The following is an 11,252-nucleotide window of genomic DNA, read 5'->3' on the forward strand; positions in this document are numbered from 1 at the left end:
AGCCGTTAAACACGAGGAACCCCCGCACCTTCTCACGAAGATACGAGGGTTCCGATCGGTGTCCGAGGGGGGACTTGAACCCCCACGCCCTATACGGGCACTAGCACCTCAAGCTAGCGCGTCTGCCATTTCCGCCACCCGGACGAGTGTTTCCTCCGGCCTGCGTTTCCGCGGCCGAAGAAGACATTAGCACGGTTTCGCGGGGCGCCAGGCCACCGGCCGGGGCTTCGCTGTCGCACCTCCGCGGTACCGTTGCTCGCATGACGACGCCCCACCGCGACGACCTCCCCGAGCTCGACGAGACCGCGCTGATCGCGCGCGACCTGATCCGCTTCGACACGAGCAACTACGGCGACGGGCGGGCCGAGCCCGAGCGCGAGGCCGCCGAGTACGTCGCCGCGCACCTGCGCGACCTCGGTCTCGAGCCCGTCCTCGTCGACTCCGATCCCGGCCGCACCAGCGTGGTCGCGAGGGTCGCGGGGGAGGACCGCGAGCGCGGCGCCCTGGTCGTGCACGGCCACCTCGACGTGGTCCCCGCGATCGCCGACAACTGGAGCGTCGACCCCTTCGGCGGCGTGATCAAGGACGGCATGCTCTGGGGTCGCGGCGCGGTCGACATGAAGAACATGGACGCGATGATCCTCGCCTCCCTCGGCGACATCCTCCGCTCGGGCCGCAAGCCCTCGCGCGACCTCGTCGTCGCCTTCTTCGCCGACGAGGAGGCCGGCGGAGTCCGCGGCTCCGCCCACCTCGTGAAGACGCGGCCCGAGCTGTTCGCCGGAGCGACCGAGGCGATCAGCGAGGTCGGCGGCTACTCGATCGAGCTGGGCGGCAAGCGCGCCTACCTCGTGCAGACGGGTGAGAAGGCGCTGATGTGGCTGACTCTGCGCGCCCACGGCACTGCGGGCCACGGCTCGCAGATCAACCGCGAGAACCCGGTCACCCGCCTCGCGGAGGCGATCGCGCGCATCGGCAGCGAGGAGTGGCCGACCCGGCTCACCGACACGACCCGTCAGCTGCTCGACGAGGTCGCCCGCATCCTCGGCCACGACCCGCAGCGCAGCACCCCGGAGGAGCTCGCCCTCGCGACGGGTACGGCGTCGCGCTTCATCGCCGCGACCCTGCGCACCACGGCGAACCCGTCGATGCTCTCCGCCGGCTACAAGGCGAACGTGATCCCCGACACCGCCGAGGCGACGATCGACGTCCGCGTGCTCCCGGGGGAGGAGGACTCGGTGCTCGAGCGCATCAAGGTCCTCGCCGGCGAGCACGTCGAGATCCTCGTGCAGCACCGCGACATCGGACTCGAGGTCCCCTTCGCCGGGCCCCTCGTCGAGAGCATGGCCGAGTCGTTGCGACGCTTCGATCCCGAGGCCGAGGTGCTGCCCTACCTGCTCTCCGGAGGCACCGACAACAAGGCCCTCTCGCTCCTCGGGATCACCGGCTACGGCTTCGCTCCGCTGCAGCTCCCGGGCTCGCTGGACTTCCCGGCGCTCTTCCACGGGGTCGATGAGCGGGTCCCACTCGACGCACTAGTGTTTGGCAGGAAGGTCCTGACCGATCTGCTGCTGCGATCCTGAGGTCAGATCCACGACCGCCACCGACCGCCTGCTGGCCGACGACGCCCCAGCCCTCCTCGAAAGTGACGCATGGGCCTGCTCGACGCGCTGATCCTGGGACTCGTCCAGGGTCTGACCGAATTCCTCCCCGTCTCCTCCAGCGCTCATCTGCGGATCGTCAGCGAGCTGCTGCCGAACCTCGACGGGAGGGACACCGGAGCGGCGTTCACCGCGATCACGCAGCTGGGCACCGAGACCGCGGTGATCATCTACTTCTGGCGCGACATCGTGAAGATCATCTCGAACTGGTGCCGCTCCCTCGTCGGCCGGGTCCCGCGCACCGACGCCAACGCCCGCATGGGCTGGCTCATCATCATCGGCAGCATCCCGATCATCGTCCTCGGCCTGGTCTTCCAGGACCAGATCGAGACCACCCTCCGCTCGCTCTGGGTCGTCGCGACCACCCTCATCGTCTTCGGCATCCTCCTCGGCATCGCCGACGCGGTCGGTGCGAAGAAGCGCCGTCTCCGCGATCTGAACGTCCGCGACGGCCTGATCTACGGAGGCGCGCAGGCGCTCGCCCTCGTCCCGGGCGTCTCGCGGTCGGGCGGCACCATCACGGCCGGCCTCTTCATGGGCTACGAGCGCAAGGCCGCCGCCCGCTACTCCTTCCTCCTCGCGATCCCCGCCGTCTTCGGCAGCGGTCTCTACCAGCTGTACAAGAGCATCAGCGATCCCGAGATCCTGCCCAACCAGATCCAGGTCGGCGGTCTCGAGACCCTGGTCGCGACCATCGTCGCCTTCGTCGTCGGCTTCATCGTGATCGCGTTCTTCATGGGCTACATCTCGCGGCGCAGCTTCCTGCCGTTCGTGATCTACCGCATCGTCCTCGGCGTCGGCCTCATGATCGCGCTGGGCACCGGCGCCATCGCCGCCTAGATGCGCGCCTGGACCACGGCCGCCGTCCCCGCCCTCCCCGGCCACGGCAGCGCTCCCCGAGTGCACGACACCGCCACGGGCGCTCGTGTCGAGGCCGCCGCGACCGACGGCGTCGCGAGCCTGTACGTCTGCGGGATCACGCCCTACGACGCGACGCACCTCGGCCACGCCTCCACCTACCTCGCCTTCGACACCCTGCAGCGGGTGTGGCTCGACGCGGGCAGCACGGTCGACTACGCGCAGAACGTCACCGACGTCGACGACCCGCTGCTCGAGCGCGCCGCGGCGACCGGAGTCGACTGGCGCGCGCTGGCCGAGGAGCAGGTCGAGCTGTTCCGCGGCGACATGGCAGCGCTGCGCATCCTGCCCCCCGCGCACTACGTCGGCGTGACCGAGACGGTCGAGCCGATCGCCGAGGCGGTGGCCCGCCTCGAGCGCGAGGGCGTCGCCTACCGCGTCCCGACCCCCGACGCCGTGGTCGACGGAGGCGAGGACGTCTACTACGACATCGCCGCCGCCGAGAGCGCGGTCTGGCACCTCGGCGCCGAGAGCCGTCTCGACCGCGAGTCGATGCTGCGGCTCTCCGCCCAGCGCGGCGGCGACCCCGACCGCGCCGGCAAGCGCGACCCGCTCGATCCGCTGCTCTGGCGTGCCGAGCGCTCGGGCGAGCCCGCCTGGGACTCCCCGATCGGCCGCGGCCGCCCCGGCTGGCACATCGAGTGCTCGGTGATCGCGCTCGAGCGCCTCGGCCCCGATTTCACCGTCCAGGGCGGAGGCAGCGACCTCGTCTTCCCGCACCACGAGTTCAGCGCCGCCCATGCGGCGTCACTGTCGGGCGAGCCCCTCGCCGGCGCCTACCTGCACGCCGGGATGGTCGCGTTCGAGGGCGAGAAGATGAGCAAGTCCCTCGGGAACCTCGTCCTGGTGTCGCGACTGCGCGCCGAGGGTGCCGACCCGAGGGCGATCCGCCTCGCCCTGCTCGCCCACCACTACCGGTCCGACTGGGAGTGGCTCCCGGACGATCTGCCGGGCGCCGTCGCGCGTCTCGCCCGCTGGGAGGCGTCGCTCGCGAACCGCGGACCGGTGTCGTCCCTCGAGACGCTGAGTCGCCTCCGCGCGGCCCTCGCCGACGATCTCGACACGCCGACCGCCCTCGCGGTCGTCGACAGCGCGACCGCCGAGGGAGTGGACGACCCGGCGCTGCTGCGCGACGCGGTCGACGCCCTGCTCGGCGTCCGACCGGCCTGACCCCGGCGCCCCCGTCAGGAGCGCCGGGTTCCTCGCCGGAACGACCGGCCAGGGGTCTCCGTCAGGAGCGCCAGGGCTCCTCGCCGGAGCGCCCGTCGCCGCGCCGGCGCAGGTAGCGCTCGAACTCCTGGGCGATCGCCTCGCCGCTCGCCTCGGGGGAGTCGACCGTATCGCGCGCCTGCTCGAGCTGGGCGATGTAGGCGGCCATCTCCTCATCGTCGGCGGCGAGCGCATCGATGCCGTGCTCCCACTCCTCCGCCTCCTCGACGAGCTCGCCTCGGGGGATCGCCAGCCCGACGACCTCCTCGAGCTTCTCGAGCAGCGCGAGCATCGCCTTGGGCGACGGCGCGTTGTGCACGTAGTGGGGCACGGAGGCCCAGATCGAGACGGCGGGGATGCCCACCTTCGCGGCGGCCTCGCCGATCACGCTCAGGATGCCGACCGGACCCTCGTAGCTCGAGCGCTCGAGCTCGAACGCGGAGCGCAGCTCGGCGTTCTCGCTCGAGGCGAAGATCGAGATCGGCCGCGTGTGCGGGACGTCCGCGAGCATCGCTCCCAGGAAGACGACGGTCGAGATGTCGATCGCCAGCATGGCGTCGACGACCTCGGCGGCGAAGCTCTTCCAGCTGCGCGAGGGCTCCGTGCCGATCATCAGGTAGAGGGCGCTCTCGGCGTCCACGGACGTGTCGGCGGGGCCGAAGATCTGGGTGCCGGGCCAGGAGAGGGTGCGCCGGCCGTCCTCGCCGATCGAGAGCATCGGCCGGGTGTACTGGAAGTCGTAGTACTGCTCGGCGTCGACGGAGAAGAGGGGGACGTACTCGCCGCCGTCGTCCTTCACGAGTCGCACGGCACCGCTCGCAGCGTCTCCGGCGTCGTTCCAGCCCTCGAAGGCCACGACCAGGACGTTCCCCTTGATGACGTTCATAGGTGAGGTCTCCGCGTTCGACTCGGTGTGGGGGGACGCGCAGGCTGCGCCCGTCCCCGTCGGACAAGGATAGGACCCGCCCTCCGACCGCTCCGCCGCCCCCGGGGCTTTCCGCTGTCCGCGTACGGGGCCGGGCCGACGGCCTCCCGCTACCATGGACGCTCGTGACTGCCGACACCACCGCCCCGACCTCTCCCGGCCGAACCCTCCCTGCAGGACAGCCGGCCGGGGTCCCGGCCGCTGTGCTCTGGGACATGGACGGCACCCTGGTCGACACCGAGCCCTACTGGATGGCCTCGGAGCACGCCCTCGTCTCGTCCTTCGGCGGAGTCTGGACCCACGAGGACGCGATGAGCCTGGTCGGCTCCGGCCTGCCCGCCTCCGCGCGCATCCTGCAGGGCAAGGGCGTCGATCTCCCCGTCGAGGCGATCATCGACCGGATGACCGACGAGGTCGTCGCGCGCCTCGCCGAGAGCATCCCGTGGCGCCCCGGCGCCCTCGAGCTCCTCCGCGCCGTGCGCGACGCGGGTGTCCCCCAGGCGCTGGTGACCATGTCGATCGGACGCATGGCCCACGCCGTCGTCGACCGCCTCCCGTTCGCCGCTTTCGACACCGTCGTCAGCGGTGACATGGTCGAGCGGAGCAAGCCGCACCCGGAGGCGTACCTCCTCGCCGCGCGCACGCTCGGCGTCGACGTCGCGCGGTGCGTCGCGATCGAGGACTCGCACGCCGGCCTCGCCTCCGCAGTCGCCTCCGGTGCCGCCGCCATCGGCGTCCCGCACCAGCTCGAGCTCGACGCCGACGCCCCCTACGCCCTCTGGCCCACCCTCTTGGGCCGCACTCTCGCGGACCTCGCGCAGGTGTCCACCGAGCACCGTGGCTCGTCGCCGCGCCCCACCGAGACGGAGGCCCGCCGATGACCGGTGAGGCACTGCAGCATTCCGGCCCCTTCCGCGCGGGCGACCGCGTGCAGCTGACCGGCCCCAAGGGCCGCATGAACACGATCACCCTCGTGCCGGGCAAGGTCTTCCACACCCATCGCGGGGGCATCGAGCACGACACCGTGATCGGCCTGCCGGACGGCTCCGTGGTCGAGAACACCGTGGGCGTCGAGCACCTGGCGCTGCGCCCCCTGCTCGCCGACTTCGTGATGTCGATGCCGCGCGGAGCGGCCATCGTCTACCCGAAGGACGCCGCGCAGATCCTCGCGCTGGCCGATGTCTTCCCGGGCGCGCGCGTCGTCGAGGCGGGCGTCGGCTCCGGCGCTCTCTCGCTCTGGCTGCTGCGCGCGGTCGGCCCCACCGGTCGGCTGTCGTCGTTCGAGCGCCGCGACGAGTTCGCGGAGGTGGCCCGCGGCAACGTCGAGACCTTCCTCGGCTACACCCCCGACAACTGGAGCGTCACCGTCGGCGACCTGGTCGACGCGCTCCCGGAGGCGGTGGCGCCCGGCGAGGCGGATCGCGTGATCCTCGACATGCTCGCTCCGTGGGAGTGCCTCGACGTCGCCGCCGACGCTCTCACTCCTGGAGGTGTCGTCCTCTGCTACGTCGCCACGGTGACGCAGCTGTCGCGGACGGCCGAGGCGATCCGCGCCTCCGGGCTCTTCACCAACCCGGCGTCGAACGAGACCATGGTGCGCGGCTGGCACGTCGAGGGGCTCGCCGTGCGACCCGACCACCGGATGATCGGCCACACCGGCTTCCTGATCACGGCCCGACGCCTCGCTCCCGGGGCCGTCCTCCCCGAGCTCAAGCGCCGACCCTCGAAGACCGACTTCAGCGACGACGACGTCGAGGCCTGGACGCCGGGCGCCCTGGGCGAGCGGGTGGTCAGCCCCAAGAGCCTGCGCAAGCGCGTGCGCGAGTCGGCGACGAGCGCCGAGCTCTCGCGGGCCCGCGGGTTCGGCGAGGACACCGCCGAGCCCGGTGGCGACGAGGGCATCGTCTAAGCTGAATCCGGCCTCTCGGCCTCCTCCCGATCGTCTCGCACTCGGGCATCACCACTCCCACCCCGACGAATAGAGGACCCGTGCGCAGGACTGTCGCGCTCATCGCCAGCATCGGCATCGTCGCCGCCCTCACGGGATGCACCGCGTCCTCCTCGTCGGCCGACTGCGACGCGCCCTTCGGCTCCGGCGACTCCTCGTCCGCTGTCACGGCGACCGGCGACTTCGGAACCGCGCCCGACGTCACCGTCCCCACTCCGCTCAACGCGGGCAGCTCCCAGGTCAGCACCCTCATCGAGGGGTCCGGCGACCCGATCGAGAAGGGGCAGCTGGTCAGCCTCGACTACACCCTCGTCAACGGCGCCGACGGCTCGGTCCTCGAGGCCTCGCCTTACGACGGCGAGAGCCTCGCCAGCTTCGTGGCCGGCGGCTCCGGTCTCGTCGGTCTGAACGAGGGGCTGCTCTGCGCCCAGGTCGGCTCGCGCGTCGCCATCGCGATCGCCCCCGAGGACGGCTTCGGCGACTCCTCCGCGCAGCTCGGCATCTCGGCCGACGACACCCTCGTGCTCGTCGCCGACGTCCGGAGCGCGGCGCTCGCCCGTGCCGACGGCGACCCCCAGCCCGCGCCGAACGGCTTCCCGACCGTCACGCTCGCCGAGGACGGCACGCCCGGACTCGCGAAGCCCTCGGGCGACGCTCCCGCCGAGCTGAAGATCGCGCAGCTCAAGAAGGGCGACGGCGACGTCGTGCAGGAGGGCGACCAGGTCGTCGTCCACTACACCGGATGGCTCTGGAGCACCGGCGAGATCTTCGACTCGAGCTGGGAGAAGGGTTCGCCCGCCCCCTTCACCGCTGCTGACGGAGCCACCACTCAGGGCGGCGTCATCGCCGGCTTCGCGAAGGCGCTCATCGGCCAGCCGGTCGGCTCGCAGGTCATCGCGATCATCCCGCCCGGTGACGGCTACGGCGACACCGAGCAGCAGGGCATCCCCGCCGGGTCGACTCTCGTCTTCGTCGCCGACGTGCTCGCGATCAGCTGATCGTACGCGCGTCATCCGCCAGCAATGATCTTGAAGGCTCACTCGACAGCGCTCACGGTCGGCTCTAGGAGAAGGCTCATCGTGATTGGCCGTCGGGGCCGGATCCTGCAAAGAAGAGCTTCTAGCAGTAGGAGCGAGCAGTGAGGCGTCGGCTCGATCCAACCCGAATATTGATGGTGGGCTTTCACTTTTCGGCTATTCAGCCTTGAAACCGCGCTAACGCGGGACGCCTTTCGCGCCAACTCGCACCTCCGACGTGATCCTCGGTACCGTTTCTTTAACGCGAGAGTCGCTCGCGCATTGGCAGGAATAGAGGGGCAGTCATGGTAAGCAAGCGTAGGGGGCGCGGGGTCGCGACTATGGCCCTGTTGGTCGGGATCGTCGGAAGCAGTGTGCTTGCTGGACCGGTGCAATCCTCGGAGGCGGCCATTCGGGCTTCCCGAATCGCCTGCGGTACAACGAGTTCGTTCGGCTATGACAACGCCTTCGGGAGTCAGGGAAGCGACAAGTACTTCGACGCCGGTGACCTTTGTCTGACAAACGGTCGATTTAAGGCCGTTTTTCAGAAGGATGGTAATCTTGTTATCTACAAGAACAGTAATCAACCTGTCTGGGCGACGAATTCATCCTCGTCCGACCCGAAGACGTTGTCTTTCCAAAAAGACGCCAATGTTGTGATCTACAATATTCCACCCCGTCCGTCCAGGGCCTGGTGGTCAACCGGGACTCAGGGGCATCGAGGCTCTTTCGATCTCGTGATGCAAGCTGACGGCAACTTGGTGATCTATCAGCGAAGCGGCAACTCGAGCGGTGCGATCTGGGCATCAGGGACTGCTGGTGCTTAAAGACCGCCTCGTTATCGGTCATCAGGATCCGCATTCTGAGACGGCCGAGTCGGCACTCGTCTTCGTTGCCGACGTGCTCGCGATCAGCTGATCCAGCCCGCCCCTAGACTGGTGGGCGTGCCTGCCGACGTCTCGTCCTCGAGCCGCATCCCGGCCGAGGAGCGTCTCTTCAATCTGGTGCTCGCGCTCGTCGCCGCCGAGAACGGGCTGACGAAGTCCGACGTGCTCTCGACGGTGCAGGGCTACCGCCAGCGCGCCGAGACGGCCGACCGCGCCGCGCTCGAGCGGCAGTTCGAGCGCGACAAGGACGACCTGCGCGAGCTCGGCATCCCGATCGAGACGGTGGACACGCCGGGCGACCCGGGCAACACGCAGACCGTGCGCTACCGGATCGCGAAGCGCAGCTACGACCTCCCCGCCGACATCTCCTTCGACCCGGAGGAGGTCGCCCTGCTGCGCCTGGCGGGAGCGGTCTGGCGTGAGGGGACGCTGTCGGCCGAGTCCCGTCGCGCGCTCATCAAGCTGCGCTCGATCGGAGTCGAATCCGTCGACCCGGTCATCGGCGTCAGCCCCTCGATCCGCGTGCGCGAGGCCTCGTTCGAACCCCTCAGCACGGCGCTCGACCGCAACCAGGTCGTCCGGTTCCCCTACCTCAAGCCGGGCGCCGATGCTTCCCGGCTGCGCACCGTGCATCCGCGAGCCCTCGTGAACCACCAGGGCCGGTGGCACCTGCACGCCTGGGACGAGGCCGCGGAGGGGACGCGCACGTTCCTCCTCTCGCGGATCGTGGGCCCGGTCGCCTCGACGGGGCGGACCGCGCCGGTCGAGGAGGGCGATCACGCCGCGACCGCGCTCGCCCAGCTCGACGAGATCCTCCGTCGCAGCACCGCCCTCGTACGGGTCGCCGCCGACTCCGATGCCGCCCTGCGACTCGGCCGCCGCGCCGAGGCCGAGGGGGAGGGCGAGCACACCCTCCGTCTGCACTTCACCGACCCCGACATCCTGGCCGACGAGCTCGCCGGCTACGGGCCGGAGGTCGTCGTGCTCGAGCCCGCCGATCTGCGCCGGAAGGTCGTCGAGCGGCTGCGCCGCTCCCTCTCCGATCACGGAGGTGCGACCGATGGCTAGGCCGCGCTCGCTGCAGGCCCGCGACAGGCTCGCCGTCCTGCTCTCCCTCGTGCCCTACCTCCTCGACCGCGGTCGCGTCGGCGTCGACGAGGTGGCCCGGCACTTCGACATCGCCGAGGACGAGGTGCGCCGCGCGGTCCGGCTCATCGCCGTCTCGGGGGTGCCGGGGGAGACCTCGCAGTACCAGGCCAACGACCTGTTCGACATCAGCTGGGACGACTTCGAGGAGAACGACCACATCGTCCTCACCCAGCAGGTCGCCATCGACGACTCGCCGCGCTTCTCGGCACGGGAGGCGGCGGCCCTGATCGCGGGGATGCAGTACCTCGCCGCGCTCCCCGAGAACCAGGGCAACGACCGGATCGCGGCTCTGATGGGCAAGCTCGCGCGCGGCGCCTCGTCGGCCCCGAGTGCGGTGGCGGTGGCGCGGGGGACGGGTGCCGACGCGTCGGTCTCCCTCATCCGCACCGCACTCGCCGCGGGGACCCAGCTCGCCTTCGACTACCGCAACGCCCGCGGCGAGACGGAGTCCCGGCTCGTCGACCCCTTCCTGCTCGAGTCCGTCGATCGCGACTGGTACCTCCGCGGCTGGGACCACCTGCGGGAGGGAGTCCGGACGTTCCGCGTCGACCGCATGCGCTCGCTGACCGACACCGAGTCGCCGATCGTCCGGAGGCGCAACGAGGTCACGCTGTCCGAGCGGCTCTTCGAGGCGTCCGCCTCCGACCTCGTCGTCGACCTGCGGGTCGCGCCGGGCTCCGTGGCGCTCCTCGGGGACTACGCGGTCGACGCCGAGTTCCCCGAGGTGCCGGGCGACGAGTCGAGCGACGGAGTCGTGGTGCGGATCCGCGTCGCCCACCTCGAGGGCCTCACCCGGCTCGTCGCCTCCCTCCCGGGGCTGGTCGTGGTCGTCGCGCCCGACGCCGCCCGGCGAGCGGTGGCCGACTGGACCCGCGCGGCGCTCCGCGCCAACGACGAGGAGGCACCGTGACCTGGTGGTCCTGGATCCTGATCTGGCTCGGACTCGCCGTGCTCGCCGTCGGCGTGCTGGTGCTGTTCGCGCTGTCCTACTGGCGGAAGGGCGGGATGCTCCTCCAGCAGATCGACGAGCTCACCGCGAAGCTGGACGCCCTGCAGCCCGGGGGAGGGGCCGAGGCCGAGACGCGGCCTCCCTCGTCGTTGTTCGCCGACCGCGACGACGTCCGCCGCGCTCATGAGTCACGTCGCGACGTTCGCCGCGACAGGGCTGAGGATCGACGGTCCGCGCGCATCGATCGGGGTAAGCTCCTCGTACACCGCAACCGACAAGTGAAGTGAGTCTGCAATGTTCGCTGGCCTCCAGGGGTGGCACCTCCTCATCATCCTCGCCGTGATCCTCCTCCTCTTCGGTGCGCCCAAGCTTCCGCAGCTGGCCCGCAGTGTCGGGCAGTCGATGCGCATCTTCAAGAGCGAAGTGAAGACCATGAAGGACGAGGACGGCTCCGAGCGTCCTGCTGACGGAACGGTCCCCGGTTCCACCGCGACCGGCACCACCGGCACCGGCACGACGCTGCCGCCCGAGACTCCGATCAAGTAATGACGTCTGTGGCAGCGAAGAAGCCACGGACGAAGCGCTCGAAGAAG

Annotated in this window: 12 protein-coding genes and 1 tRNA gene; 11 read left to right on the forward strand and 2 right to left on the reverse strand. The window is 70.4% G+C overall.

From position 1 onward, the window contains the following. Positions 1 to 59: 59 nt before the first annotated feature. Positions 60 to 144, reverse strand: a tRNA-Leu gene (locus GRS92_RS04115). A 116-nt stretch (positions 145 to 260) separates the two neighbouring features. On the opposite strand from GRS92_RS04115, the gene GRS92_RS04120 reads away from it, so the two are divergent. The 3 genes from GRS92_RS04120 (at position 261) to mshC (ending at position 3,746) form a co-directional block, all read left to right on the forward strand. Next, positions 261 to 1,580 (forward strand): M20/M25/M40 family metallo-hydrolase, encoded by a 1,320-nt coding sequence (locus GRS92_RS04120; protein WP_159853581.1) that lies wholly within the window; start codon positions 261 to 263, stop codon positions 1,578 to 1,580. A gap of 69 nt (positions 1,581 to 1,649) precedes the next feature. After that, entirely contained in the window at positions 1,650 to 2,498 is an 849-nt protein-coding gene (locus GRS92_RS04125) for an undecaprenyl-diphosphate phosphatase (protein WP_159853583.1), read from the forward strand. Further along, complete coding sequence (gene mshC / locus GRS92_RS04130) at positions 2,499 to 3,746, forward strand: cysteine--1-D-myo-inosityl 2-amino-2-deoxy-alpha-D-glucopyranoside ligase (RefSeq protein WP_159853585.1); 1,248 nt, start codon at positions 2,499 to 2,501, stop codon at positions 3,744 to 3,746. 61 nt (positions 3,747 to 3,807) lie between these two features. On the opposite strand, the gene GRS92_RS04135 is transcribed toward mshC, so the two are convergent. Beyond that, a complete protein-coding gene (locus GRS92_RS04135; RefSeq protein WP_159853587.1) occupies positions 3,808 to 4,671 on the reverse strand; it encodes a PAC2 family protein in 864 nt (287 codons plus the stop codon). A gap of 242 nt (positions 4,672 to 4,913) precedes the next feature. On the opposite strand from GRS92_RS04135, the gene GRS92_RS04140 reads away from it, so the two are divergent. The 8 genes from GRS92_RS04140 to tatA all read left to right on the forward strand — a co-directional run bounded on the left by GRS92_RS04140 (position 4,914) and on the right by tatA (position 11,205). Then, positions 4,914 to 5,591 carry an HAD family hydrolase gene (locus GRS92_RS04140; protein WP_268817136.1) on the forward strand — a complete coding sequence of 226 codons (678 nt, stop codon included), beginning with the start codon at positions 4,914 to 4,916 and terminating at the stop codon, positions 5,589 to 5,591. Continuing rightward, entirely contained in the window at positions 5,588 to 6,619 is a 1,032-nt protein-coding gene (locus GRS92_RS04145) for a tRNA (adenine-N1)-methyltransferase (RefSeq protein ID WP_159853589.1), read from the forward strand. The genes GRS92_RS04140 and GRS92_RS04145 overlap by 4 nt, the downstream gene beginning before the upstream one ends. A gap of 80 nt (positions 6,620 to 6,699) precedes the next feature. Further along, positions 6,700 to 7,656 carry an FKBP-type peptidyl-prolyl cis-trans isomerase gene (locus GRS92_RS04150; RefSeq protein WP_159853591.1) on the forward strand — a complete coding sequence of 319 codons (957 nt, stop codon included), beginning with the start codon at positions 6,700 to 6,702 and terminating at the stop codon, positions 7,654 to 7,656. 359 nt (positions 7,657 to 8,015) lie between these two features. Further along, complete coding sequence (locus tag GRS92_RS04155) at positions 8,016 to 8,501, forward strand: hypothetical protein (protein ID WP_159853593.1); 486 nt, start codon at positions 8,016 to 8,018, stop codon at positions 8,499 to 8,501. A gap of 117 nt (positions 8,502 to 8,618) precedes the next feature. Beyond that, positions 8,619 to 9,629, forward strand: coding sequence for a helix-turn-helix transcriptional regulator (locus GRS92_RS04160; RefSeq protein WP_159853595.1), 1,011 nt, complete (start codon positions 8,619 to 8,621; stop codon positions 9,627 to 9,629). Further along, on the forward strand, positions 9,622 to 10,620 hold the full coding sequence (locus GRS92_RS04165; protein ID WP_159853597.1) for a helix-turn-helix transcriptional regulator: 999 nt from the start codon (positions 9,622 to 9,624) through the stop codon (positions 10,618 to 10,620). The genes GRS92_RS04160 and GRS92_RS04165 overlap by 8 nt, the downstream gene beginning before the upstream one ends. 38 nt (positions 10,621 to 10,658) lie before the next feature. Next, positions 10,659 to 10,946 (forward strand): hypothetical protein, encoded by a 288-nt coding sequence (locus tag GRS92_RS04170; RefSeq protein WP_159853599.1) that lies wholly within the window; start codon positions 10,659 to 10,661, stop codon positions 10,944 to 10,946. A 7-nt stretch (positions 10,947 to 10,953) separates the two neighbouring features. Continuing rightward, positions 10,954 to 11,205, forward strand: coding sequence for a Sec-independent protein translocase subunit TatA (gene tatA / locus GRS92_RS04175; protein ID WP_159853601.1), 252 nt, complete (start codon positions 10,954 to 10,956; stop codon positions 11,203 to 11,205). Positions 11,206 to 11,252 lie beyond the last annotated feature (47 nt).

It is taken from the genome of Rathayibacter sp. VKM Ac-2754 (genome assembly GCF_009807095.1).
In the GTDB taxonomy this organism is placed as follows: Bacteria; Actinomycetota; Actinomycetes; order Actinomycetales; family Microbacteriaceae; genus Rathayibacter.

Excerpts from the sequence above, each read along its gene's own strand:
- GRS92_RS04145 (WP_159853589.1), top strand. The coding sequence starts at position 5,588 with ATGACCGGTGAGGCACTGCAGCATTCCGGCCCCTTCCGCGCGGGCGAC.
- GRS92_RS04165 (WP_159853597.1), top strand. The coding sequence starts at position 9,622 with ATGGCTAGGCCGCGCTCGCTGCAGGCCCGCGACAGGCTCGCCGTCCTG.
- tatA (WP_159853601.1), top strand. The coding sequence starts at position 10,954 with ATGTTCGCTGGCCTCCAGGGGTGGCACCTCCTCATCATCCTCGCCGTG.
- GRS92_RS04135 (WP_159853587.1), bottom strand. The coding sequence starts at position 4,671 with ATGAACGTCATCAAGGGGAACGTCCTGGTCGTGGCCTTCGAGGGCTGG.
- GRS92_RS04125 (WP_159853583.1), top strand. The coding sequence starts at position 1,650 with ATGGGCCTGCTCGACGCGCTGATCCTGGGACTCGTCCAGGGTCTGACC.
- GRS92_RS04155 (WP_159853593.1), top strand. The coding sequence starts at position 8,016 with ATGGCCCTGTTGGTCGGGATCGTCGGAAGCAGTGTGCTTGCTGGACCG.
- GRS92_RS04120 (WP_159853581.1), top strand. The coding sequence starts at position 261 with ATGACGACGCCCCACCGCGACGACCTCCCCGAGCTCGACGAGACCGCG.
- mshC (WP_159853585.1), top strand. The coding sequence starts at position 2,499 with ATGCGCGCCTGGACCACGGCCGCCGTCCCCGCCCTCCCCGGCCACGGC.